20 protein-coding genes and 1 pseudogene are annotated in these 24854 nt (G+C 72.3%); 8 read left to right on the top strand and 13 right to left on the bottom strand.

Annotated elements, in window-relative coordinates; genetic code table 11:
• Positions 1 to 27: 27 nt before the first annotated feature.
• The gene (locus ACZ4YL_RS20025; RefSeq protein WP_468117989.1) at positions 28 to 531 is read right to left on the bottom strand and encodes a GNAT family N-acetyltransferase; all 504 of its coding nucleotides are present in this window, start codon (positions 529 to 531) and stop codon (positions 28 to 30) included.
• A gap of 194 nt (positions 532 to 725) precedes the next feature.
• Here ACZ4YL_RS20025 and ACZ4YL_RS20020 point away from each other — a divergent pair, with 194 nt between their 5' ends.
• The gene (locus tag ACZ4YL_RS20020; protein ID WP_468117988.1) at positions 726 to 1295 is read left to right on the top strand and encodes an anthrone oxygenase family protein; all 570 of its coding nucleotides are present in this window, start codon (positions 726 to 728) and stop codon (positions 1293 to 1295) included.
• A 55-nt stretch (positions 1296 to 1350) separates the two neighbouring features.
• Here ACZ4YL_RS20020 and cpt read toward each other — a convergent pair whose 3' ends face one another.
• Entirely contained in the window at positions 1351 to 1872 is a 522-nt protein-coding gene (cpt, locus tag ACZ4YL_RS20015) for a chloramphenicol phosphotransferase CPT (RefSeq protein ID WP_468118198.1), read from the bottom strand.
• A gap of 120 nt (positions 1873 to 1992) precedes the next feature.
• Here cpt and ACZ4YL_RS20010 point away from each other — a divergent pair, with 120 nt between their 5' ends.
• Positions 1993 to 4164, top strand: coding sequence for a TerD family protein (locus tag ACZ4YL_RS20010; RefSeq protein WP_468117987.1), 2172 nt, complete (start codon positions 1993 to 1995; stop codon positions 4162 to 4164).
• Positions 4165 to 4366: 202 nt separating this feature from the next.
• Here the strand turns inward: ACZ4YL_RS20010 and ligA are convergent, their stop codons facing one another.
• From ligA to ACZ4YL_RS19995, 3 genes and pseudogenes are all read right to left on the bottom strand, one after another.
• A complete protein-coding gene (gene ligA / locus ACZ4YL_RS20005; RefSeq protein ID WP_468117986.1) occupies positions 4367 to 6430 on the bottom strand; it encodes an NAD-dependent DNA ligase LigA in 2064 nt (687 codons plus the stop codon).
• Positions 6431 to 6533: 103 nt separating this feature from the next.
• Positions 6534 to 7200 (bottom strand): annotated as a pseudogene (locus tag ACZ4YL_RS20000) (APC family permease); the annotation flags it as partial.
• Between the two features lie 48 nt (positions 7201 to 7248).
• Complete coding sequence (locus ACZ4YL_RS19995; protein ID WP_468117985.1) at positions 7249 to 7992, bottom strand: TetR/AcrR family transcriptional regulator; 744 nt, start codon at positions 7990 to 7992, stop codon at positions 7249 to 7251.
• A 105-nt stretch (positions 7993 to 8097) separates the two neighbouring features.
• Between ACZ4YL_RS19995 and ACZ4YL_RS19990 the strand changes: the two genes are divergently transcribed.
• The 3 genes from ACZ4YL_RS19990 (at position 8098) to fabV (ending at position 11060) form a co-directional block, all read left to right on the top strand.
• Positions 8098 to 9339: a saccharopine dehydrogenase family protein gene (locus ACZ4YL_RS19990; RefSeq protein ID WP_468117984.1), complete on the top strand. Its 1242-nt coding sequence runs from the start codon at positions 8098 to 8100 to the stop codon at positions 9337 to 9339.
• Between the two features lie 87 nt (positions 9340 to 9426).
• Positions 9427 to 9678: a helix-turn-helix domain-containing protein gene (locus ACZ4YL_RS19985; protein ID WP_468117982.1), complete on the top strand. Its 252-nt coding sequence runs from the start codon at positions 9427 to 9429 to the stop codon at positions 9676 to 9678.
• Positions 9679 to 9845: 167 nt separating this feature from the next.
• A complete protein-coding gene (gene fabV, locus ACZ4YL_RS19980; RefSeq protein ID WP_468117981.1) occupies positions 9846 to 11060 on the top strand; it encodes an enoyl-[acyl-carrier-protein] reductase FabV in 1215 nt (404 codons plus the stop codon).
• A gap of 73 nt (positions 11061 to 11133) precedes the next feature.
• On the opposite strand, the gene ACZ4YL_RS19975 is transcribed toward fabV, so the two are convergent.
• The 5 genes from ACZ4YL_RS19975 to ACZ4YL_RS19955 form a co-directional block, all read right to left on the bottom strand.
• A complete protein-coding gene (locus ACZ4YL_RS19975) occupies positions 11134 to 12084 on the bottom strand; it encodes a carbohydrate ABC transporter permease (protein WP_468117979.1) in 951 nt (316 codons plus the stop codon).
• Positions 12081 to 13415: an ABC transporter permease gene (locus tag ACZ4YL_RS19970; RefSeq protein WP_468117977.1), complete on the bottom strand. Its 1335-nt coding sequence runs from the start codon at positions 13413 to 13415 to the stop codon at positions 12081 to 12083. The genes ACZ4YL_RS19975 and ACZ4YL_RS19970 overlap by 4 nt, the downstream gene beginning before the upstream one ends.
• A gap of 10 nt (positions 13416 to 13425) precedes the next feature.
• On the bottom strand, positions 13426 to 14757 hold the full coding sequence (locus tag ACZ4YL_RS19965) for an ABC transporter substrate-binding protein (RefSeq protein WP_468117975.1): 1332 nt from the start codon (positions 14755 to 14757) through the stop codon (positions 13426 to 13428).
• A gap of 91 nt (positions 14758 to 14848) precedes the next feature.
• On the bottom strand, positions 14849 to 16531 hold the full coding sequence (locus tag ACZ4YL_RS19960) for a glycoside hydrolase family 13 protein (protein WP_468117974.1): 1683 nt from the start codon (positions 16529 to 16531) through the stop codon (positions 14849 to 14851).
• 211 nt (positions 16532 to 16742) lie between these two features.
• A complete protein-coding gene (locus ACZ4YL_RS19955; protein ID WP_468117972.1) occupies positions 16743 to 18023 on the bottom strand; it encodes an ABC transporter substrate-binding protein in 1281 nt (426 codons plus the stop codon).
• A 168-nt stretch (positions 18024 to 18191) separates the two neighbouring features.
• On the opposite strand from ACZ4YL_RS19955, the gene ACZ4YL_RS19950 reads away from it, so the two are divergent.
• Genes ACZ4YL_RS19950 through ACZ4YL_RS19940 form a run of 3 tightly spaced genes read left to right on the top strand, consistent with a single transcriptional unit; the run spans position 18192 to position 21828 of the window.
• Positions 18192 to 18698 carry a PadR family transcriptional regulator gene (locus ACZ4YL_RS19950; RefSeq protein WP_189743464.1) on the top strand — a complete coding sequence of 169 codons (507 nt, stop codon included), beginning with the start codon at positions 18192 to 18194 and terminating at the stop codon, positions 18696 to 18698.
• A complete protein-coding gene (locus ACZ4YL_RS19945; protein ID WP_468117970.1) occupies positions 18695 to 19486 on the top strand; it encodes an ABC transporter ATP-binding protein in 792 nt (263 codons plus the stop codon). The genes ACZ4YL_RS19950 and ACZ4YL_RS19945 overlap by 4 nt, the downstream gene beginning before the upstream one ends.
• 2 nt (positions 19487 to 19488) lie before the next feature.
• Positions 19489 to 21828, top strand: a complete 2340-nt coding sequence (locus tag ACZ4YL_RS19940) for an ABC transporter permease (protein WP_468117968.1) — start codon at positions 19489 to 19491, stop codon at positions 21826 to 21828.
• A gap of 24 nt (positions 21829 to 21852) precedes the next feature.
• Here ACZ4YL_RS19940 and ACZ4YL_RS19935 read toward each other — a convergent pair whose 3' ends face one another.
• From ACZ4YL_RS19935 to ACZ4YL_RS19925, 3 genes are all read right to left on the bottom strand, one after another.
• Entirely contained in the window at positions 21853 to 23238 is a 1386-nt protein-coding gene (locus tag ACZ4YL_RS19935; protein WP_468117966.1) for an NUDIX domain-containing protein, read from the bottom strand.
• An 88-nt stretch (positions 23239 to 23326) separates the two neighbouring features.
• Positions 23327 to 24223 (bottom strand): NUDIX hydrolase, encoded by an 897-nt coding sequence (locus tag ACZ4YL_RS19930; RefSeq protein WP_468117965.1) that lies wholly within the window; start codon positions 24221 to 24223, stop codon positions 23327 to 23329.
• Between the two features lie 140 nt (positions 24224 to 24363).
• Positions 24364 to 24852, bottom strand: a complete 489-nt coding sequence (locus ACZ4YL_RS19925) for a DUF4265 domain-containing protein (RefSeq protein ID WP_468117963.1) — start codon at positions 24850 to 24852, stop codon at positions 24364 to 24366.
• Positions 24853 to 24854 lie beyond the last annotated feature (2 nt).

Here is a 24854-nt window from a genome sequence, read left to right as displayed (position 1 = left end):
CCGAGGAGCCGGACTGCGGGACGGCCCTCAGGTCCCGTCCGGGATGAGGGAGAGCCTGGCCACACGTTGGTCACCGCTGAGTTCGCCGGTGGGGTGGAAGCCGAGACCGAGGTAGAAGGGCTCGGGACTGTTGGTGCCGGTGTTCCAGCTGACGTACGCGTGCTGGATGCCGCGGGCGCGGATTTCTTCGGTCGCCGCCCCGATGGCGAAGCGGCCGTAGCCCTTCCCCTGGTGGCGGGCGTCGATGTTGAGGCGCCAGATGCCACTGCGCCGGTCGTCCGGATCGGCGGCCGGGTCCCAGACGATGTCGTGGAAGGCCATGACGAAGCCGACGGTCTCGTCGCCGTCGACGATGGCCCGGGGCCAGGCCGTCGCGGTGTGCACGTACGCCTCGGCGAGTGACTTCACCACGGGGGAGACCAGATGGGTCTGGTCGGGGCGGACCTGTATCGCGCAGACCGCGTCGAAGTTGTCGGCGGTGACGGGCTCCAGGCGCAGCGGGCCCGGTGCGGGGGTGTTCAGGGCTGGCATGGCTCCAGCGTATCCCCAGCTCCGGCGCTCCCCGGGAGCCGGCAGTAGTGGCTAAAGATTCACCCAAGGTGTCACCGAAACCCGGCGGGATATCGAACAGGTGATGTCACGATCGGGCGTTCGTGTTCAGAACGCGTCGCACCGCACTGCATCGCACCGTGCTGTACTGACTGTTGGAAGAGGACGAGAGTCGAATGACCATCAACCCGACGCCGCACGATCCGACCCCGCCGGCCTCCTCGGCGACACCGGGCCGGCCGCAGAGCACCCGGCTCGCCGCCACGCTGATCACACTGTCCACCGTTCTGGTGGGTCTGATGGCCGGGCTGTTCTTCGCTTTCGACGTTTCGGTGATGCCGGGCCTGGCGGCCGGTGACGAGCAGACGTACGTCACCGCGATGCGCGCCTTCAACAAGGCCATCGACGGCAATCCGCTCTTCGGTTCGGTGTTCCTGCTGGCCCTGGTGGCGGCCGTCGCCTCGGCGGTCGTGGAGTACCGCGGCGGCCGCCGCGCCACCGCCCTGTGGGTGGGGGCGGCCGCGGTCGCGTACCTCGTCGTCCTCGTGGTCACCTTCGGCGTGAACATCCCGCTCAACAACGAGCTCGCCGACGCGGGCGCGGTCGAGCAGATGACGGACTTCTCGATCGTCGAGCGGTTCAGGACCACCTGGGTCACCACGAACATCGTCCGTACCCTGCTCTGCACCGCGGCCCTCACCGCTCTCGCCCGCGCGACGCTGCTCCACGGCCGCGCCACGCGCTGATCCGCACCGGGCGCATCCGCCGGGGAATCCCTTCGCCGGGGAAGGGATTCCCCGGTCAGCCGGCGTGGGAGGCGATGATCCGCGCGCACTCCAGGGATTCGGTGTGCGCGGTGTTCACCTCGAGGTCGTAGGTCACTCCCCGGTGCACGGCGTCCGCCTGCGCTGCGGCCATTCCCCTGACCCGGTCCCCTCGCGCGATCTCACGGCCCGCGGCCACCGCACTGTCGCACCGCACCCCGACCCACAGGACCGGCACGTCGCCCAGCGCCAGCCGCCACCGCTGCTGGGACGCCGCCCCACCGAGGAACACGTCGTCGACGACGATCCGCGCGCCCGCACGGGCCATCGCCACGATCCCCTCCGTCCAGGCCGCCTCCAGCGCCCGGAACGTCGCCCCGACGCTCACCGTGCCGTCCGCCGTGATCTCGATGCCCTCCTGCGCCGTCTGCATCGCGGCGGGCAGGGCGTCGACGAACGCATCGCACCCGAACGACAGCCACGGGTCCGGCAGCACGGCCTGCAGACACCGTACGATCCCGGACTTCCCCGAGCTGGAACCACCATTGAGTATGATCATCTGAGTCACCGCGCCACAGTAGGCCGCTTCCCGCCCGGCACGGAACAGATTTCGGAGGACACCGATCCGCCCCGCGAAAACCGGGTGCGGCCGCCCGTACGGCCTTGGGATCATGTCCGAATGGTCCACCGACTCGACCCCCTGGTCCTCCGGCACACCCACCGCGTCCCCCGCCCCACGGGACCCGTCGGGGAAGGCGCCGTCGCGGCACAGCAATTCGACGCCGCGCTGATGTCCGTGGGCTTCAAGCTCTCGGCACAGCTGCTCGCGCACCTGTCGGGACTGTCCGAGGGGGCGGTGGTCGACACCGCCGTACGGACGCTGGGCACCGTCCGCGAGATGGTCGGCGACCACGTCCGGCACAACGTGTACTTCGTCGACTTCCCGGCCAACGTGCCGGACACCTTCGACTTCTGGATGCAGTGCATAGCCGAGGCGCTCGCCGACGACGACACGCGCGCGAGCACGCTGGAGCAGCTGAGCACCGGCGTCGTGAACCTGCTCACGCTCCCTTCGTACGGGAACTACCGGCACACCTACGCCGAGATGCTGACCCACCACGACGAGCTGATCGCCGCGGCGGGCGACCGCATGACGGTCCTGCACCTCGGGGCCGCCCCGGACGACGAACTCACCTCCCTCTACCTGGCCTTGGCGGGCAGCACCACACCCCTGGGCGAGGACGGCCTGCGGGACCTGCGCGCACTCGCCGGCCACTGCGCGGACGGACCGCAGCCCGAGGCGATCCCCGTACGGGAGAACCGGGCCGTGGTCAACGAGGCCCGGCTGAAGGCCGGCGCGAGCCTGCTGCTGGACACGGTCACCGACGTGCTCCGCCTCGCCTGCGCGCTCGCCGGCGGTGACGTCGGCCTGCAGGAGCCGACGCGGCTGCGCGGGCTCTCCCGTGCGGCGCGCCGGGCGCTGCTCGCGGGCCTCGACGCGGTCGTCGGCGCGGCGCCCGCCAAGCTCGCCGACGTGCACGCGCACCGCGAGATGTGGAAGCGGCTCGGCGAGCGGCTGCACCCGCACGAGTACCCGCAGTGGCCGCACGCGGCCGACGTGTTCGCCGTCGCCCGCGGCGAGAAGGCGGCGCGCTCCCTCGACAGCCGGGTGGAGGAACTGCACGCCCTGCTCGATCCCACCGGCGCGGCCGAGCTGCTGAAGGCAGCGCCCGGCAAGCTGCTGCGCTCCCTGGACCGGCTGCTGCGCTCCGCCCACATGCAGGACGAGCGCGACGCGGTCGTGGCCGCCGCCGAGCAGGTCGTCCCCGACGCCTCCGGCCGGGTCCTGCTGTCGGTACGCCAGCACCTGCACAACCGCGCGGAGGAGACCGGCGAGCAGCGGGTGTTCGTCAACCGTTCCGGCCGGGCCTGGGTCACCGAGGACACCCGCCCGCCGGTGTTCGCGCCCGAGCGCAAGCGGATCACCGCCGCGATCGACGCGGAGCTGCGCCGGCGGGTGCCCGCCGCGGACCACCTGCTGATCGACCCGGACGTCCTGGACGTGGCGCTGCCGCTCAGCGGCAAGGCGACCGCGTCCGGGCTCGGTGTGCTGCCGCGCGGCTCGGTGTCCCCGGTCGACGGCGAACTGCTGCGCTTCTTCGTGTACTGGAAGCAGACCGCGCGCAGCACCGACTTCGACCTGTCGGCGGCCCTGCTGGACACCGACTACTCGACCGTCTCCTGGCTGTCGTACACCAACCTGAGCGAGATCGGGGGCAGGCATTCCGGTGACATCACGGACGCGGCCGACGGGGCCTCGGAGTTCATCGACCTACGGCTGGACGCGGTGCGCGCCGCCTGCATCGTCCCGCAGGTCAACATCTACTCCGGGGAAGGCTTCGAGGAGGTCGAGGAGTCGTTCTTCGGGTTCATGCTGCGGGGGGCCGAGCAGAACGGACGGCCCTTCGAGCCGCGCACGGTGCGCATGAAGTCGGATCTGCGCGGTCCGGGCCGGGTCGCGCTGCCGCTGGTGTTCCTGCGCGGGTCCGACGGCCGGTGGCGCGCCAAGTGGCTGCACCTGTGCCTGACGGGGTCTCCTTCGTACAACCGGGTCGAGGACAACCGGGTGACGGTCGCGACGCTGATGCGCGCCGTCGTCGAACGCGAGCAGCTCACCGTCCGCTACCTCGTCGAGCTGATGACCGGCGCCGCGACGACCGTCACCGTGTGGGACGGGAAGACCGTTCCGGCGGGTCCCGTCACCTACATCGGCCTGGAGCGGCCCGAGAAGCTGGACCCGCAGTCGCGGATCATCACCCCGGAAAATCTGCGTGACCTGATCCCCGCCTGACTGTTAACGTAGCCGTGGCGAGGCCATGAAGGGGCTTCCTTCTCAACACTCCTAAAATAGCCTCTTCGCTTTCCTCGCCACCGACTTGAGACCTCCGGCCGTCCCGCACCACACGGGACGGCCGGAGGCTTTTCTGTGTCGTACGCCGGACCGCCGGCCAGGCCGGCTCAGCTCAGCTCAGCTCAGCCCGGCTGAGCCCGGCTCAGCTCAGAAAGTCGGCGACCAGCTCGGCGAAGGCCTCCGGGGTCAGGACCTCGACACCCAGCTCGGCGGCCTTGACCGCCTTCGAGCTGGGCTTGCCGCTCGCCGAGGGCGCGGAGACCAGGATGGTGGTCTTGGCACTGACGCTGCTGCCCGCGCGCCCGCCCGCCTTCTCGATCAGTGCGTTCATCGCGTCCCGGCCCTGGCCTTCGAGCGCTCCGGTCATCTTCCCGGTCACCACCACGACCTTCCCGGCCAGCGGACCCGAGTCCTGCGCCGCCGTCTCTTCCCGCGGCTCGCTCATGTTGACGCCCGCCGCGGCGAGTTTGTCGATGACCGGCGCCAGGGCGGCGATCTGCTCGACGATCACCGGGGCCTTCTCCGGGCCGATGCCGTCCACGGCCTGCATGGCCAGGGCATCGGCCTCGCGGACGGCGTCCATCGTGCCGAAGTGCCGGGCGATCCGGCGCGAGATGCTGCGCCCGGTGCCCAGGATGCCCAGCGCGCAGACGACGCGGCTCAGCGGCCGGGCCTTCGCCGCCCCGATCTGCTCGGCGAGCTTCGCGGCCCGCTTGGCGCTGCCGGAAGCGGTGGTGAGCTGTTCCAGGGACAGGGTGAACAGGTCGGCGACGTCCGTGACGTCCCCGGCGTCGACCAGGGCCTTGACGTACGTCCTGCCCAGCCCGTCGATGTCGAGCATCTCGCGCCCGGCGGCGTACTCGATGAGGGCGGGCAGGGCGCAGGCCGCGCCCTGCGCGCAGCGCCAGCGCTCCTGCGTCTTGTTGATCTCCCCGCCGCAGTTGGGGCACGTCTCGGGCAGGGGCACCTCCGTCGCTCCGGCCGGGCGCAGCGGCACCACGGCGGCCTGGACCCGCGGGATGATGTCGCCCGCCTTGTAGACCGTCACCGTGTCGCCCAGGTGGAGATCGCGGCGCCGGATGTCGGCCGGGTTGTGGAGGGTGGCCCGGGTGACCGTGGACCCGTCGATCAGGACCGGGGCGAGTACGGCGGTCGGAGCGAGCACCCCGGTCCGGCCGACCTCCCACACCACGTCCTCCAGCACGGTCTGCCGCTCGACGGCCGGGAGCTTGAAGGCGACGGCGAAGTAGGGGAACCGGCTGCCCAGTCCCGCCGCTTCCTGCTCGGCCGCGTCGTTGACCTTGATCACGACACCGTCGATCCCGAACGGCAGCCCCGCGCGCAGGGCGCCGATCTCGTCCACCCGCTGCTGGGCCTCGGCGAGGGTGTCGGCCACGTGCAGTCCGACCGGGGTGTCCGCGGTCGTCCGGACTCCGGCCCGGGCGACCGAGGCCAGGGTCTCGGCGTGCGTGGCTCCGGCGGGCAGGAACGATTCCCCGTCCAGTTCGACCGCGCCGTACGTCCAGAACGTCATCATCAGCCGGTACGGGCGGTCCTTGGCCCGCAGCGTGCCGGCCGTGCCGTTGCGGGGGTTGGCGAAGACCTGCGCGCCGTGCGCGGTGCGGACCGCGTTCGCCGCCTCGTACTGCTCCTGGGTGAACAGCACCTCTCCGCGCACCTCGAAGGTGGCCGGCACCGGCAGCCGCTCGGGCAGGCCCTCGATCTGCCCGATGACATGGCTGATGTCCTCACCGGTGCTGCCGTCGCCCCGCGTGATGATCTGCACCAGCCGCCCGGCCCGGTACCGGGCCGCGACGGCCGCGCCGTCCAGCTTCGGCTCGACCGTGAACCCGCCGGCCGGTGCCTTGCCGAGCCGCCGCTGCAGGGACTCGCCCCACGACAGCAGGCCGTCGGGGTTGAAGACGTTGTCCAGGCTGAGCAGCCGGGTGGTGTGCGCGACATCGCCGGCCGGGGCGGCGCCGTCGCCGACCTGCCCGGTGGGGGAGTCCGCGGCGGCCTCGCCGGGGTGCTGCGTCTCCCACGCCAGCACGGCGAGCCGGAGCTGGTCGTAGGTGGCATCGTCCATCGGGCTGTCGCCGTCGGCGTAGTACGCCCCCGACGCGTCGCGCAGGCGTCCGAGCGCGGCCTCGTACGCGGAGCGGCCGGACATGCTGGACAGCGCCTGATCGGCGGAAAGGTTCATCATGGGAGTGATCCTCTCGCGCACCACTGACAATCGCCCCGGCCGCCCGCCGAGCGCCTTTCCCGGCGGACGGCGGGCCGTCACGGCCGGCACGCCCACCGCGTGTTCATCCTCGCGCCGCGGGCTCGTCCGCCCTCGCCGCGGCGCTTCCCGCCGGCCGCTCCGCCACTCCGGCCTCCGGCGTCCCGTCCGGCAGGTCCGCCGGGCCTGCGTGGACGGTCGGGCGCTCCGCCCAGAACGCCCCGGAGGCCGCGCCGCGCGAGCATCAACAGCAGCCCTGCGAGGCTCAGGCCGAGGGCGATGACCAGCGGGGGGCCGAGGCCGAACCAGGACGTCCCGCCAGAGGAGTTGGCGGGGTCCGCCGTGTCGGCGACCGCCTCGGCGAGCAGCCAGATCAGCATCCCCGCGCCGATGAGGGGGCCGGCCCCGATGAACAGGAACTCGCGTACCCCTGCGGTCAGCAGGCGCCGGTGGTAGACCGCGCAGGCGATGCCGGTGAGGGCGTAGGAGAAGGCGATCAGCAGGGAGAGGACGGTCAGTGAGTCGGCGCGCGCGTTCTCGCTGACCCGGTGGATGAACAGGTACCAGACGGTGGCCGTGCCGGCGACCCACCAGGTGCTGACGGCGGGGGTGCGGTACCGGCCGTGGATCAGGCCGAACCGGCGGGGGAGGGCGTGCCTGCGCGCCATGGACAGCGCGGTACGGGAGGCCGGGATGATCGTCGTCTGGGTCGAGGCGAGCGCCGAGGTGGCGACGGCGAGAAGGACGATCCAGCCCGGCCGCCGGGGGCCTCGCGGGCATAAGCCTGCCGGAAGGCCGGGTCAGCCGCGCCACGCCACGCCCACGCCCCCGCCCCCGGCGCCCGCCGCGTCCGCGAGCTGCCTCTCCGCGGTGTCCAGCAGCATCTCCAGCGCGACCGGGTAGGCGCTGTGGGGCATCCGGGCGGCCAGCAGTCCCGCCGTGGCCGCGATGTTCGGGTAGGCGTCGGCCGGCAGCCGGGCGTACGTCGACTCCCACCGCTCCTCGTCCGACTCGCGCGCCTTCTCCGTCAGCGCGAGCGGCCCCGCGTCGAGTGCCGCGAAGGCCAGGGCCTGGTCGATGTACGCGTGATAGATCCGTACGGCGTCCACATCCGCGAAGCCCGCGCCGCGCAGGCTGCCGAGGATCGCCTCGTCGGCCGCGATCTCGCGCGGCCGGCCGCTCACCCGGCTCGCGGTCAGCAGCGCGGCCTGCGGGTGGGCGAGGTAGGCGCCGTGGATGCGCAGCCCCAGTGAGCGCAGGTCGTCGCGCCACCGCCCGGTGGGGACCCAGCCGTCCAGCGCCCGGCCGATCAGCTCCTCGCCGATGGCCAGGGTCAGACCGTCCATGCCGTCGAAGTACCGGTACAGCGTGCTGGGGTCCGCCCCCAGCGCGGCGCCCAGCCGCCGGGCGGACAGGCCCGCGCTCCCGTGTTCGCGCACCATCCGCAGGGCCGTCTCGACGATCAGCCGCTCGGAGAGCACCGTTCCCTGCCGGGTCGGGCGCCGCCGTCTGCGGGCCTCCTCCGGGACCACGTCCTTCGCCATCGCCCGCCTCCGTCCATCCTTATGCCAACACCATTGACCTTAACTCGGACGGAACGGTTCCATCAGCCCCCTGAGGCGCACGCCTCACAGAGAAAGGACCTCGCCATGCGTGTTCTGCTTGTGGGTGCCGGCGGTGTCGGGAGCGCGATCACCAAGATCGCCGCCCGCCGCGACTTCTTCGACCACTTCGTCGTCGCCGACTACGACCTGGCCCGCGCCGAGGCCGCCGTCGCGGCCCTGGGCGGCGAGGAGCAGCGGTTCAGTGCCTGCCGCGTCGACGCCTCCGACGAGGCGGCGGTCGGCCGGCTGCTCGCCGAGCGAGGATGCGACGTCCTCATGAACGCCACCGACCCGCGCTTCGTGATGCCCCTGTTCAACGCCGCGCTCGCGGCGGGCAGCCACTACCTCGACATGGCCATGTCCCTCTCCCGCCCCCACCCCGACCACCCGCACAGCCAATGCGGGGTGAAGCTCGGCGACGAGCAGTTCGAACGGGCCGAGGAATGGGAGAAGTCGGGCCGCCTCGCCCTCGTCGGCATGGGCGTCGAGCCCGGACTCTCGGACGTCTTCGCCCGCTACGCCGCCGACCACCTCTTCGACGACATCGAGGAGATCGGCATCCGCGACGGAGCGAACCTGGCGGTCGAGGGCTACGACTTCGCCCCATCCTTCAACATCTGGACGACGATCGAGGAGTGCCTGAACCCTCCCGTGGTCTACGAGCGCGAGCGCGGCTGGTTCACCACCGAGCCGTTCAGCGAGCCGGAGGTCTTCGACTTCCCCGAGGGCATCGGCCCCGTCGAGTGCGTCAACGTCGAACACGAGGAGGTCCTCCTGGTCCCGCGCTGGGTCGGCGCCCGCCGGGTCACCTTCAAGTACGGCCTCGGCGACGACTTCATCGGCAAGCTCAAGACCCTCCACGCCCTCGGCCTGGACTCCACCGCACGGGTCGCGGTCCGCGGTGAGGACGGCACCGGGGTCCGGGTCTCGCCCCGCGACGTGGTGGCCGCCTGCCTGCCCGACCCGGCGACGCTCGGGGACCGCATGACCGGAAAGACCTGCGCCGGCACCTGGGTCAAGGGCACCAAGGACGGCCTGCCCCGCGAGGTCTACCTCTACCACGTGGTCGACAACCAGTGGTCCATGCGCGAGTACGGCTCCCAGGCCGTCGTCTGGCAGACCGCCGTCAACCCGGTGGTGGCCCTCGAACTCCTGGCCACCGGCGTCTGGTCGCAGCCCGGCGTCCTCGGCCCCGAGGCCCTGCCGCCGCTCCCCTTCCTAGACCTGCTCACCGCGTACGGCTCCCCGTGGGGCATGCGGGAACAAGGCGAGACCCCGGGCAACTGACCGTCCGGGCGCACCGGAGGGGCAGCGCCGAAGCCGGCGCGCCGCCCCTCCGGCGGCCGCGCCGAGAGGCGCGACCAGGGCGCGGCAGTGGTCCTGACCGCCTTCGTAGACGCACTCGAAGGCCACGGTGGCCAGTGCGCGCCGGCGGAGCTGCAGCGTCACAGCGACCTCGCGCGCCCCAAACCCATGGACCACCCCGTGAACGCGATCGCCGCGCGCCGGGGGTTCAGCGGCCCGGCGGTCTTCAGCCGGTCCTTCCGCGAGAGGTACGGCCGCACCCCGAAGGAGTTCCGCGCGGTGAGCGTCAAGGACGGGCGCGCTGTGCGCACTTCGTCGTGACCCACCCCTTCGTGATCCGTCGGAAGTAGCGGAACACGCCAAGATCGACTCGTGATCCTTGTCCCTGGTGGTGGCCACGGTCCGTGTCCGCGCTGTCGCAGACTTGCGGGACGTGGTGGCCCGGCCGGCTGCCGCGTCCTCGGCCCGATCGACTCAAGGACTCCATCGTGAGCGAGCGCGTTCTCACCCCCCGCAACCGGGGCTTTCTCTTCCTCGACTCTCACCCGGCGGGCTGCGAGCGGCTGGTGGCCGACATGTGGCAGACCTGCCCCGACCCTGCCGGCATGCCGGACGGGGCCGGGCCGGTGGCTCTGATCATCGGCTCCTCGGCCGGATACGGACTGGCGGCCACCGTCGCCGGACTCAAGCGCGCCGGCATTCGCGGCATCATGGTCTCCTTCGAGAAGGCCCCCACCGAACGGCGCACCGCCACGGCCGGCTGGTACCGCACCGCCGCCACCGCCGACATCGCCCGTACCGCCGGGCGGGATCTGGTCTTCCTCAACGGCGACGCGTTCTCCGACACGATGAAGAACGAGGTTGCCGACCTCATCGAGCAGCGCTTCGGCGGCAGGCTGGACTACCTGATCTACTCGGTCGCCGCGCCCCGGCGTACCGACCCGGACACCGGCACCACGTACGCCTCCGTCCTCAAGCCGATCCGCCGGGCGAACCGCACCAAGACCCTTGTCTTCGACGACCAGGGCGTTCCCGCGGTACGCGAGGTCGAGACCGGGCCGGCCGAGGGGGATGACATCGAGCAGACCGTGGCCGTGATGGGCGGCGCGGACTGGGAACGCTGGATCGACCACCTGGCCGGCCGGGGACTGCTCGGCGAGGGCTTCGCCACCGCCGCGCTGTCGTACATCGGCTCGCCGCTGACAGCGGCGATCTACCGGCAGGGCACCATCGGCGCGGCCAAGGCCCACCTGGAGGCCACCGCCCGCACCCTGAACGAGCGGCTCGGCACCATGCTGGGCGGGCGGGCCGTGACCTCCGTCAACGGCGCCGCCGTCACCCAGTCCTCCACCGCCATCCCCGGCATCGCCCTGTACACCGGCCTGCTGCGCGGCGTCCTCGGACCGGACCTGATGCCGCCGGTGCGTCAGCTCGCCGCACTGTGGGACCAGCTCACCGGTGCCGCCCCGCTCACCCTGGATGACGAAGGCCGCGTCCGCCTGGACACCTGGGAACTGACCGACGAGGTCCAGGCGGCCGTCGCCGAGCGCTGGGAGACCGCCACGACCGACACCATCGCCGCCCTCGCCGACCTCGACTGGTTTCACGCGGAGGTCCAACGCCTGTACGGATTCTCCGTGCCGGGCGTCGACTACACCGCCCCCGTGGCCACCCACGTTCCCTGGCCCGTTCCCACCCCCTGATCGCGGCGCGGCCCCGCCGCCGGTCTCTCGACCGGCAGCGGGGCTCGCGGGGCCTCCGACGGGAAGGCGGCGGTCACTTCACCGAGCCCGCCATCACCCCCTGGACGAAGTGCCGCTGGAAGGCGAAGAAGACGATCAGCGGGACCACCAGGGACAGGAACGCCCCGGGCGCGAGGACGCCGATGTTGCTCCCGAACTGCCGCATCTGGGACTGCAGCGCGACCGTGAGCGGCTGGGACCCGCTGTCCGCGAAGAGCAGCGCCACGAGCATGTCGTTCCAGACCCAGAGGAACTGGAAGATGGCCAGGCTCGCGATGGCCGGGCGGCCGAGCGGCAGCACCAGCCGGGAGAAGATCCGCCACTCGCTGCCGCCGTCCATCCGGGCGGCTTCCAGCATCTCGCGCGGTATCTCGGCGAAGTAGTTGCGCAGCAGGAAGACCGCGAACGGCAGGCCGTAGGCGACGTGGAAGAGGACGACGCCCGCGACCGTGCCGAACAGCCCCACCGCACCGAAGAGTTTGGCCACGGGCAGCAGCCCGATCTGAACGGGCACCACCAGCAGTCCGACGACCACCAGGAAGATGGCGTCCCGGCCGGGGAACTCCAGCCACGCGAAGGCGTATCCGGCGAGTGCCGCGATGGCGACCACCAGGACGGTGGTCGGCACGGAGATCAGGACGGTGTTCCCGAAGGCCGCCGCGATACCGGAGTCCTTCAGCAGGGCGCTGTAGTTGTCCAGGGACAGCTGGGACGGGTCGGTCAGCGCGGTCCACCAGCCGCCGGAGGCGTTGTCGCCCTCGGAGCGCATGGACGAGATGAGCAGGCCCGCCAGCGGGGTGATCCACACCAGGGCGACCAGGATCAGCGCGCCTTGGACGAGGGAGTTGCTCAGCAGGCGCGACAGCCGCTTCCCGCGCCGTCGCCCGGGTCCGCGTACGGGCCCTTGCGCCGACGGGCCGGGGACGGGGCGGACCGCCGCCGTCCGCCGGGACGGCCGGCGCTCGATGGTGCCGTGGCCGCTCATGCTCCACTCCTTCGGAAGCGCCGGATGTTGAAGACCATCGCCGGGACGACGAGCAGGAGGAGCACCACGCTGAGCGCGCTGCCGAGCCCCTGGTCGTTGCCGCCGCCGAAGGAGACCAGCCACATGCGGGTGGCCAGCACGTTCGCCTCCTCCTGGACCGGCCCGGGCGCGATGATGTAGACGAGGTCGAAGACCTTCATCACGTTGATCACCAGGGTCACGAAGACGACGGTGAGCACCGGAGCGAGCAGCGGCACGGTGATCTTCCGGAAGATCTGGCCCTCGGAGGCACCGTCCATCCGCGCGGCCTCCAGGGCGTCCCGCGGGATGGCCGCGAGGCCGGCGCCGATCAGGACCATCGCGAAGCCGGTCCACACCCACAGGTAGGCGCCGATGATGGCCGGTGTCACCAGCGCCGGACCGAGCCAGTTCACCCCCTGGTACGGGGCCGCGAAGTTGGCCGCGGGCAGCCTGACCGTGTACGGGCCGTCGGCCAGCCCGGTGAAGCGGAACGACCCGTCCTCGGCCGTGACCGCGGTGGCGGCCACCCGGCCGTCCCGTACTGCCTCGACCGTCATGCCGGGCAGCCCGTTCTCGCCCGGGTCGATGCGGCCCGGGGTGCCGGCGCCGCCGGGGGCGAAGTCCAGGTAGACGACACCCCCGATGGTGTCCGGCCGGGGCTCCGCGCGGGCCGCGGCCTTCGCTCCGGCCGGCATCGCGCCGGGTGCCACCCCGAGGAGGCCGAGACCGACCGAGCGGCCGGGAAGGACCGCCTCCTCGGTGCTGTACGGGCCGCCCGGCCCGCCCGTCAGGCCCTGGCCCTCCCGGGCACGGGCCGTCGGATAGGCGGCGGTGTCCACGAAGCTGTCGTGGACACCGGTGACGGCGGCGTTGAGCACGCCCCGGGCCGGGTCCTGGTCGTAGGCGAGCCGGAAGATGATGCCCGCGGCGAGGAACGACACGGCCATCGGGAGGAAGAGCACGAGCTTGAACGCGGTCGCCCAGCGCACCTTCTCGGTGAGCACGGCGAGCATCAGTCCGAGGCCGGTCAGCAGGGTCGGGGCGACGACGACCCAGAGGGCGCTGTTGCGGATCGCCTTGAGGGTGGCCTGGTCCTGCACGATCGCCGCGTAGTTGGCGGCTCCTACGAAGCGGTCGCCGTCGGCGTCGAAGAGGCTGCGGCCGAAGGAGAAGAGGACCGGGTAGACGACCAGCGCGCCGAGCAGCAGCAGGGCGGGCAGGACGAAGACGACCGCGAGGCGGCGTTTCCTGCGCTGGGCCCGGCGCCGCCCGTCGGCCGCGCCGCGGGCGGCGGTCATGGTGTCAGCCATGGGAGCCGCCTCAGTTCCCGTAGGCCTTGGCGGCCTCGGCCTCGAGCTTCGCGGCCGTGCCCCGCGGGTCCGACGGGTCGCGCAGGAAGTCCTGGAAGAGCTTCCACTCGCCCGCTCCCTTGGTGCCGCCGAACGCGGCCGGGGCCTGGTCCGACATGTCGAAGCGGATCGAGTCGCCCGCCGCGATGAGCGAGTTGGCGGTGCTGCGGGTGATCTCGTCACCGTACGAGGCGATGTCGAGCTCCTTGTTCGGGGACAGGAAACCGCCGGTGCGGGCCCAGACCTCGGCAGCCTCGGAGCCGGACAGGAATTCGAGCAGCTTCATGCCGGCCTTGCCGTTCTTCGCGTCCTTGAGGACGACGGCCGCGTCACCGCCGCTGACGACCGGCGCCTTGCCGCCGTCGACCGCGGGGAACGGGAAGAACTTGGCGTCCTTGCCGAGCTTCTTGCCGAACTGGTCCTTGGCGATGCCACCGACGAAGTCGCCCTCGTAGACCATGCCCGCCTTGGGATCGGGGCCGAAGACCTGTGCCACCGACGAGGGGAAGTCGGTGCCCAGCGCCGTCTGGGCACCGCCGGCGACGAGCTGCTTGTCCTTGAACAGTTCACCGAGGGTGGTCAGCGCCTTGACGACGCTGTCGTCGGTCCACTTGAGCTTGTGCTGGGCGAGCTGGTCGTACTTCTCCGGTCCGGCCTGGGAGAGGTAGACGTTCTCGAACCAGTCGGTGAGGGTCCAGCCGTCCTCGCCGGCTATGGCGAAGGCGGGGCGGCCGGAGTCGGCAAGGGTGCGGCCGGCCTTCAGCATGTCGGCGTAGCTCGTGGGCTCGTTGACACCGGCCTGGGCGAAGGCCTCCGGGGTGTACCAGACCGTCGACTTGTGGGCGGCCTTGAAGTAGAGGCCGTAGTACGTGCCGTCGACGGTGCCGTAGTTCTTCCACACCGGGGCGAGGGTGGAGCCGGCCTTCCGGGTGGCCTCGTCGGACAGGGGCTGGAGCCAGCCCTCCTTGGCGAACTGCTGGAGCACACCCACCTGGGGAACCAGCACCACGTCGGGCGCGTTGCCGCCTTCGATCTTGCTTCCGACGAAGGTGGAGACGTTGTCGCCGGAGGGTACGAAGACCGTCTTGGCGCCGGTCTTCTCGGTGAAGGCGTCCAGGACCTTCTTGAAGTTCTGCTGCTCGCTGCCGGTCCAGACGCCTGCCACGGTCACGGTCTGGCCGCTCAGTTCGCCGTCGCTCGCGGGTCCGGTGGCGTTGCCGCAGGCCGTGGCACCGAGGGTGAGGGCGAGGGCCGCCGATGCGGTGGCCGCGGTCCGCCGGGTCGTCTTGCTGGGTCGTCGCATGAGGGAGTCCTTGTCTGGAGGTCAGGAAGAGGAGGCGGAAGGAGGGGAGGAGGGGGAGGGGGAGGGGGAGGGGGAGGTCAGGGGCCTGGGGTCACGGGGCCGGGCATTCGGCTGTCCACCAGGCGGCGGTCGCCGCGGGCAGGACCCCGTCGGGACAGGGGCCGCTGGCGAGCAGCGGAGTCCCGGGGACCGGGGCGGGTACCGGTTCGGTGCCGAAGTTCACCGCGCAGACCAGGCCGTCGCCGCGGGTGATCGCCAGTACCTGCGGGGGCGCGTCCAGCCAGCGCAGGGGGCCTTCGCCGAGCTGCGGCAGGGTGCGCCGCAGCTGGAGCCCGTCGCGGTAGAGGTGCCAGAACGAACGGGTGTCGGCCAGGGCGCGGTCGGTCGCGTGCTCGGCGAACCACTCGGGCTGCGGCAGCCACGGCTTGGCGCCGGCGGCTTCCCCGGAGAAGCCGAACGGGGAGGCGTGCCCGGACCAGGGCAGCGGCACGCGACAGCCGTCCCGGACGTGCTTGCGGCTGCCCGTACGGTGGAAGATCGGGTCGGTGAGGACCTCGTCGGGCAGGTCGAGGACCTCGGGGAGGCCGAGCTCCTCGCCCTGGTAGACGTACGCGGCGCCGGGCAGCGCGAGCATCAGGAGGGCCGCGGCGCGGGCGCGGGCGGCCCCCAGTCCGCTGCCTTCCACCCCGGGCTCGCCCGCGTAGCGGGTGACCGTGCGGACCTGGTCGTGGTTGTTGAGGACCCAGGTGACGGTGGAGCCGGTCCCGGCGATGTCGCGCATCGCGTCGGTGATCGTCGTGCTGAAGGCATCGGCGTCCCAGGGGGCGCTCAGCAGGTCGAAGAAGAACGCCTGGTGCAGTTCGTCGGGGCGGACGTACTCGGCGTGCTCCCGCGCGGTGGGCACGGACACCTCGCCGACCAGCAGCCGTTCGCGGCCGTCCCGGGCGGTGTACTCCTCGCAGACCGCGCGCCAGCGCCGCCACACGCCGTGGACCTCGGGCTGGTTCCAGGCCAGCTGGTTGACGGCGTCGCGGGCCCGCTCGTCGGCGCCGGGGTCGTCCGAGTCGGGCAGCGCGGGGTGCTTGAACAGTCCGGCGGCGACATCGATGCGGAAGCCGTCGACGCCGCGGTCCAGCCAGAAGCGCAGCACCTCCTCGAAGTCGTCGCCCACGGCCGGATCGCGCCAGTTCAGGTCGGGCTGCTCGGGCGTGAAGAGGTGCAGGTACCACTCGCCGGGGGCGCCGTCGGGCCCGGTGGTCCGGCTCCAGGCGGGACCGCCGAACATCGCGTGCCAGTTGTTGGGAGGCTCCGCCCCGTCCGGGCCACGGCCGGGGGCGAAGTGGAAACGGGCGCGCTCCGCACTGCCCGGCTCCGCGGCGAGTGCCTGCTGGAACCACGGGTGCTCGCTGGAGCAGTGGTTGGGAACGATGTCGAGCAGCAGCTTCAGCCCGAGCCGACGGGCGTCGGCCACCAGCCGGTCGAACTCCGCGAGGTCGCCGTAGACCGGGTCGACGCCGCGGTAGTCGGCGACGTCGTAGCCGTGGTCGTGCTGCGGCGACGGGTAGAAGGGGCTGAGCCAGATGCCGTCGACACCGAGCTTGCGCAGGTAGGGGAGCCCGGCCCGGACGCCGGCCAGGTCGCCGATGCCGTCCCCGGTGCTGTCGAGGAAGCTGCGGACGTAGACCTGGTAGATCACCGCGTCGCGCCACCAAGGGGCCGACGGGGTGGCGGTGGGGGAGGGGTGGCCGGTGGCGGCCGGAAGGGTGCTGAGCATCTCGCGTCGACCTGTCTGCTGAATGCGAGAGCGCCCCGGATCGGTGCGCTGTTATGCATGCATGTTAAGTAGCAGCGACGGGAAGGTGTCAACGATGTGTCCAGAAACAGCGAAAAGCTGGGGTGTTTTGTACGTGAATGCCCAAACGCACGACGAAGGGTCTCTACTTAACATGTAAGTAGAGACCCTTGAGGGGAGCGGAGGAGTGCGATCAGCCCTTGCGGGAGATGCTCCCGAGCTCGCGCGCGAGCCGCGCCGCCGCCTGCTCCGGCGTCTGGCGCAGCGCCAGCACGTCCTGCGCCACGGCCTGCACGGCGAGGCTCACCTGGTCGTAGCGCGGACTCTTGGGACGCGGCACCGCGGACAGCACGCTCTGGCGCAGCGTGGGCAGGTACGGATACGCCCGGATCAGCTCGGGATCCTCGTACAGCGCGGCGCGCACCGGAGGCAGCGAGCCCTTGGTGAGCACCTGCCGCTGGACCCGCTCGCTGGTGAGGTAGGAGATCAGGTCGGCCGCCGACGCCGGATGCCGCGCATGGCTGCTCACGGCGAGGTTGGAGCCGCCGAGCACGCTGGTGCCGGGCCCGTCGCGTCCGGGCAGCGGCACGGCGCCGAACCTGCCCGCGACCTTCGACCCCTCCCCGCTCGCGTCCGCGTACACGTAGGGCCAGTTCCGCAGGAACAGCAGCCGGCCGTCCTGGAAGGCCCGCCGCGACTCCTCCTCCTTGTAGCCGAGCGCGTCGCGGGAGATCCAGCCCTCCCGCACACCGTCCGCGAGGAACCGCAGTCCGGCGCGCGCCGCGTCCGAGTCCACGGTCACCCGGGCTCCGTCGTCGCGCAGAATCGATCCACCCGCCGAGTGCACGGCCTCGGTGACGTTGACCGTGAGCCCCTCGTACGGCAGGAACTGGCCGGCGTAACCGTCCAGTCCGTACTCCGGGGCGATCGTGCGCGCCTGGCGGACCAGCTCGTCCCAGGTGCGCGGCGGCTGCTCGCCCTCCCGGTCCAGGATGTCCTTGCGGTAGTAGAGCAGTCCCGCGTTGGTGACGTACGGGACCGCGTACAGCCGGCCGTCGAAGGTCGCGGTGTCGACGACGGGCCGCAGGAAGGAGTCCAGCGGGAAGCGCTCGCGCCGCAGCGGAGAGATCCATCCGGCCGCCGCGAACTCGGACGTCCAGGCGACGTCGATGTTCAGCACGTCGAACCGGTCGCGGCCCGACCGCAGCTCGCTGATCATCTGGGCCCGGGTCTCGTCCGCCGAGTCGGGCAGCTCGACGAGCGTGACGCGCTCGCCGGGATGGGCGTCGTTCCAGTCCTCCAGAAGCGGGGGGAGGTAATCGGTGAGATCGCCCGCCGTGACGAGCGTCAGGGGGCCGCGGTCGCCGTCCTCAAAAGCCGCGCCCGTCCCGGCGCGGACGCCGAGACCGGTGTATCCCGCCAGTACGACCGCCCCGACCAGGAGAGCTCTACCCGCGGCACGCATCCACCGCATAGATTCCTCCCAGTACACGATCCGGCTGCGTCGCCGACCATCGTGGCCTATATATACCCGTTAGGCATGGGCGATACTAGACGCCCAGGCAGACGAGACGGACGGCGGCGCAACTCGGCCCGCTGCCGAGTGAACCGTTGACTACGGAGCGGGAAGGAGGGGGAGCGAGTGCGGCTGGCGCTCCTTGCGCTCCTCACCCGTAGCCCTGCGCACGGTTACGAGCTGAAGCAGGACCTTGAGAAGCTCCTGGGCGCCGCGTACCCTCAGCCCAACGTCGGCCAGATCTACGTCACCCTCGGACGGCTGGAGAAGAGCGGCCTCATCGAGGGCGAGGACGTCGAACAGTCGGGACGCCCCAACAAGCGCACGTACAAGCTGACGGACGCCGGACGCGAGGCCGTGCTGGCCTGGTTCGAGGACACCGCCGAGGAGCCCCGGGTACGGGACGAGTTCTTCATGAAGCTCGCCCTCGCACCGCAGTCGGGACTGGCCGATCCGGTCGCACTGATCAACAAGCAGCGGCGGCAGTACCTCAACACCATGCGGGACCTGTCCAAGCTGGCCGCGGCCGAGGACCGCGACAACAAGATCTCCCAACTGCTGATCGAGGGCGCCATGCTGCACCTGCAGGCCGACCTCGACTGGCTGGAACGCTGCCAGGAGGAGCTGGAATGAGCGACGACGCCACCACCGCCGCTCCTGGCGTGTCCGTCGAGCCCATCGTGCGGGCCGAGGGCCTGACCAAGACGCACCACGGCGAGGGCGTGCCCGTGCACGCCGTACGCGGGGTGGACCTGTCCGTCGGATCCGGCGAGTTCGTCGCGGTCACCGGGCCCTCCGGAGCCGGCAAATCCACGCTCCTGCACCTGATAGGCGGCCTCCAGCGCCCCGACAGCGGGAAACTGTGGATCGGCGGAGAGCGGGTCGACGAGTACCGCGAAGCCCGCTGGGCGGTCCTGCGGCGCCGCAGCATCGGCGTCGTCTTCCAGTTCTTCAACCTGGTCTCCAACCTCACCGTCGCCGACAACGTCGAACTCCCCGCCCTGCTCGCCGGAGCCTCCCCGAAGGCCGCCCGCGCGTCCCGTGCCGAACTGCTCGCCGAACTCGGCCTCGAAGGCCGCGAACGCTCGATGCCCGGAGAGCTGTCCGGCGGCGAGCAGCAGCGGGTCGCACTCGCCCGCGCCCTGGTCAACCACCCCGCACTGCTGCTCGCCGACGAACCGGCCGGCAGCCTGGACAGCAAGGGCACCCGCGAGGTGCTGCGGCTGCTCTCCCGGTTCCACCAGCGCGGCCAGACGATCATGATGGTCACCCACGACGCCCGGATGGCCAGCGCCGCCGACCGCGTCATCAGCTTCTTCGACGGGCGCATAGCCGACGACGCGCAGCTCGGCGGCGGACGCCGCGGTCCGGCCCGCGGCGTCTCCGGCGTGCTGGACCTGGACCTGGAACTCAAGGAGTGACCGTGCGGGCCACGCTGCGCTGGGCGCACGCCGACTTCCGCGCACACCGCGGCGAAGCCCTCTTCGTCGTCCTGGCCAGCGCCGGGATCATCGCCTCGCTCCTGCTCGCCGGCGCACTGTTCAGCTACGCCGCCAACCCCTGGCAGCGCGTCTTCAACCAGTCCCACGGCGCACACATCTGGCTGCACACCCGGGCCGGCGCGGACACGGCCGCCCTGTCCCGCGTGGACGGGATCGCCGCCCTCTCCGGGCCCTACCGCACGACGGCGACGACGGTCGAGTCGCGCGGCGCCCGGGTCGGGGTGACGCTGCGCGCGGCCGCGACGGAGCCCCCGGAGACCGGACGGCCGCTCGTCACCGACGGCACCTGGCTCGCCCGGCCGGACACCACCGGCGACGGCACGGGTGCCGGCAACGGCGCCCTCGTACTGGAGGCCTCGGTCGCGCGGGCCCTTTGGGCCGAGCCGGGCGACACCGTACGGGTCACCGGACCGGACGGAGCCCCGCACGCACTGCAGGTCAGCGGAATCGCCGAGGTGGCCGAGCCCCGCTACCACCAGGGCGGCGGGCCCGGCATCGGCTGGGTCCTCGACGACACCCTCGACGAGGTCGCCCACGGCGACACCGGGCAGAGCGTGGGCCTGCGCCTGCGGGACCCGGACGACACCGACTTCACCGTCCAGCGGGCCGTGACCGTCCTCGGCGCCGACCGGGTCGCCCAGGTCACCAAGTGGCAGCAGGCACGGGCCGAGGCCGGCGGCGACGACCGGCTCCTCGGGCAGATGTTCGCCGTCTTCGGGCTCGGCGCGCTGCTCGCGGCCGCGCTCGCCGCCGCCGGAGCGATCGGCGCCCGCGTCCGCGGCCAGCTCCGGGACATCGCGATCCTCAAGGCCGTCGGCTTCACCCCCGGCCAGGTGACCCGCGGCTTCCTCGTACAGCATCTGGCCTTCGCCCTCCTCGGCGTGACCCTCGGCACGGCGGCGATCGCCCTGCTGGGCGCCCGGATACCCGGGCGGATCGGCGAGGCGACGGCGGTGTGGCAGGACCTGCCCGGCCACACCGCGCTCATGATCGGCATTCCGTGCGGAGCCGTGCTGCTGATCGCGGCCGCGACCGGGCTCACGGCCTGGCGCGCCGGACGGGTCCCACCGGTGCCGGTGGCCCGTGCGGCGCTCCCGTCCGCCGCGCCGATGACCGCGCTCGGCAGGCGCGCCCTCGGCGTACGCGTGCCGCCCGCCCTCGTCCTGGGATGGCGCGCCGCCTTCCCGCGGCGCGGCCGGACGCTCGTCCCCGTCGCCCGGCTCGCCCTGCCGCTGGTCCTCATCACGGTCGCCCTTGTCGCCTGGTCGACGCTGGACCAGTTCCGCAGCCGGCCCGCGCAGATGGGACTGCCCGCGGCACTGACCGTACGGGCCGCGCAGCCGGCCGGGGCGTCCGACGCGGAACTGGAACGGACCCTCGCGCAGGTGCAGGACGTCGCCGCGGTCCACCCCGGCGCCGAAATGGCGGCGCTCGTGCCGGGCCAGACCGGCACCATCACGCTCCGAGGCCTGGGTACGGCCCGGGACCCGTACCCCTCCAAGGTGGTGGAAGGGCGCGCCGTCAGCGGTCCGGACGAGGCGGTGGCCGGACAGGGACTGCTCGACCTCCTCGGGGTACGGGTCGGCGCGTGGGTGCGGATGACCGTCGAGGGACGGCCACAGATCCTGCACGTCGTCGGCCGCACCATCGAGCCCGAATCCGCGGGCCGGGTGATCACCACCACCATCGACGCACTGCGCGAGCGCGATCCGGGGCTGCGGCCCGGCTTCCACGCCCTCGTCCTGCGCGAGGGCGCCGACCCCGTGACGGTGAGCTCCGCACTCGCCGCGGCGGCGGGCGGAACCCTGGAGGTCCGGGAGACGCCCAACCCGGCCGACCGGCTGGAACCGGCGCGCGCCGTTATCGCCGCCCTCATCGCGGTACTGGCGCTGATCGGGCTGATCGAGCTGCTGACACTGATCGGCACCGGCGTACGGGACCGGGGCCGGGACCTGCTCGCTCTGAAGGCGATCGGGCTGACGCCCCGGCAGATCGGCGCGATGATCGTGACGGCCGCCGGTCTGACGGCGCTGGCATCCGCCCTGGTGGGCACGGTGGTGGGGGTGCTCTCCGGCAGATGGCTGGTGGACACCCAAGGCGCGTCGAGCGGCATCGGCGCGGGCATCGCCCAGCTGCCGCCGCTCCCCGTGCTGCTGACCGTGATCGTCGGGGCGGTGCTGGGCGCGGTGCTGGCAGCGGCGCTGCCGGCGACACGCGCGGCACGACGACGGCCGGCCGACTCGCTGAGCGAGACACTCTGACCCTCCGAAGCCACGGGACAGCCCTTACGCGCGGTGGGTGACGTGGAGCCGGAACAGGGTGCGGTGTCCCCGCTCGGCGACCTCGGGATCGTCCCGGCCGGCTCCGTAGGCGATCCCGGAGACCGCGTCGAAGGCGGACTCGCAGTCCAGGCGGAGCTCCTCGACAGCGGTGAGCGCTCTGCCGTACCCGTCGAGGAAGGCGGCGCGCAGGTCGGGCCGGCCGGTCCAGGTGTCGCCGAGACGCACCATGTCCCGGGTGGCGGAGGCGTACTCCGACCGCTCGAAGTCGAAGAGCCGCACCTCCCCGTCGTCGGTCAGAAGCACGTTGCGGTACTGGAGGTCCCCGTGCGTGGGCACCAGCACCGGCCGCGGGAGGTCCTCGTAGGCGCGCGCCAGGGCGAGGACCAGCTCCTCGTCCCCGGCGGCCAGGTACGGGCGGGCCTCCTCCAGATGGCGCTTCACCGGGTCCGCGGCCGGGGAAGGTCCGGCGGGCCGCTCCGGTGCGCAGCGGTGCAGGGCGGAGGCGAGGCGCCCCAGCCCCTGCTGGACGCGTACCTCGGCTGCCGGGTCGAGGACCATGCCGTGCGGCGACCGCCCCGACAGCGCGGTGACGACGACGGCGCGCGCCGCCGGGTCGGCCGCGACGAGACGCGGAACCCGGTGCCCCAGCCCCGGCGCCCACATCCGGTACGCGGCCACCTCCCGGTCGTGGAACCGCGGCCCGCGGTGCCGCTTGAGGTACCAGGTGCCGCCACCGGCCCCGGTGAGCCGCCAGACCCGGCTGCCGGCGCGCGCCCAGGACACGTCGACCGCCTGCGCGATCCGGCCGACGGCCCGCTCGGCGAACACGCGCAGCGGGTGGGGCAGATCCGTTCCGCCGGGCGGGGGCGGGCCGGCCAGGAGACGGGTCCGGTCGATGCCGTCCGCGGCGTACTCGACGAGGTCGCCGGGCTGCTGGAAGTGCACGGCGGCGGGCAGGCCGGCCCGGTAGGCGTCCAGGCCGGCCCGGCAGTACGCCACCATCGGCTCAGGCAGCGCGCCCAGCGGATACCAGCCCATGCCGTCACACCGGTCCGGCTCCCTCACCCGGGGCAGGCCCGCCCACCGTCGTACCTCGAAGAAGACGCCGATCCGGGAACTGCCGCCGCGCGGCGGGCGGTGGTGGACGGTGACCGCCGCGGTCACGTCCGGGGCCGCGATGAGGACACCGGTCTCCTCGCGGGCCTCCCGGATCACGGCCTCGACCATGTCCTCGCCCGGGTCGAGGTGCCCGGAGGGCAGGTGCCACAGACCGGACGCGTACACCGGCCCGGCCCGGCGCGACAGCAGCACCTCCGGGCCGTGGCTGCCGTCGCGGCGCAGGACGAGGTGGACGTCGACCGGCACCGTGTGCCGGGGGCCGCCGCTCACGCCGCGGTCCGGGGGCGGCGGCCCCGGCAACTGCCGGTGCGCGGAGCGGAGGCGGGGATCGTGGTCATGCCCGGTTTCATACCCAGGTTCATGTCCAGCCGAGCTCGGTGTACAGGTGGCCGGCGCGGATGCCCTCGACCGCGGCCCGGGTGTAGGGGACGACCGGTTCGGGGAGCTCGTCGGCGGGCCACCAGCCCCAGGACAGGCAGCGGTCGGGCTCGCGCACCTCGGGTGTGCCCTGCCACCGCCGCGCGCGGAACACGAGCTGGATACGGGGCCGGCCGCCCGGTCCGTCCACGAGGTGCACGACGTGGACCAGTTCCACGTCGCCCGGGTCGATGCCCAGGCCGGCCTCCTCCTGCGCCTCCCTCACCAGGCAGGCGACGGCGGATTCCTGCTCGCAGTGTCCGGCGAGGAAGTGGTGGGTGGACGCGGCGAACGCGGAGTCCGGGTGACGCAGCCCGAGCAGGACCTGACCGTCGCGTTCGAGGTAGAGGTGGACACCGACGATGTTCCGCCGTGCCCGGCCGCCGGGCCGGGCCTGGGCCGGTACGGCCGGGGCGAGGCCTTGGGCCCGGTGGAGCTCGATGACCTCCGTCGTCCACGGGCACATCGTCAGGAAAGGGATCGTGGCCGCGTCGAAATGGCGGAACATGATGCCTTCGGGACACGGGAGTTCGTCGGCGTCGCCGTCCCAGGCCCCCAGATACACCTGGATACGGCCCTCGGCCGGCCCGTCCGGCCCGGGCCCGTGGCAGCCGACGATCGTGAAGGGCTCCAGCGGCACCATCAGGCCGGTCTCTTCGAGGAGTTCCCGCTCGACGGCCTGCGCCGCAGTCTCCTCGCCCTCCCGGCCTCCGCCCGGGATCGACCACGTGCCCGGATCGCAGATGTCCTTGTTGGCGTCGCGCAGGTGCAACAGGTACCGGCCTCGTGAGTCGACCAGCAGCGCGGCGGTGCCGTGCGGTTCGTCGGATTCGGTCATCGAAGGCTCCTTCGCTGGTGTCCTGAAGAACGGTCCGGATGCGGGGCCGTCACGGCCGGACCGGGGGCATCGCGCGCGTTCGAGGCGGCGTTCGAGCCGGCGTGCCCGCCCCCGGGGCTGCCGCGAAGTTCCGGCCGGCTTCAGGCGTTCCACCACTCGTCCGTGGCGCAGCCGACCTCGTAATGCCACCATCCTTCGTCCCGGCCCCGGTTCAGGAGGGCCTTGATCCCGGCGAAGTCCGCCCCTGCCTCCGCGGTCAAGGCCAGCATGGGGAAGTCCTCACTGAAGACCTCGCCGCCGAGCCCGAACGCCGAAAGGCGCTGGTGCACGGCCTGCGGGCTGCGCCCCAGGGGACCGGTGGGATCGGGCACCACGCGGATCGTGCAGTTGCCCGAGGAACTGACCCGTCCGACAGCCCAGTGGAGCCCGTCGGAGTCGGTCCGGTACCGCACCACATCGCCCTCGGCCACCCCGTCCTGCAGGAAGGGGCAGTTCTCCACGCTCGCGGTGTCATCGCCGAGCTTCGTCGCCCACAGGCCCTCGGTGTCCTGCGGGAACCACCCCTCGCGCGGGACGAACCGGAACCACACCTTGATCTTCTCGACCGCGATCTCCATGACAGCCATCATGC

Source organism: Streptomyces sp. NPDC030021 (genome assembly GCF_055574035.1).
This window is presented reverse-complemented; position numbering and strand designations above follow the sequence as displayed.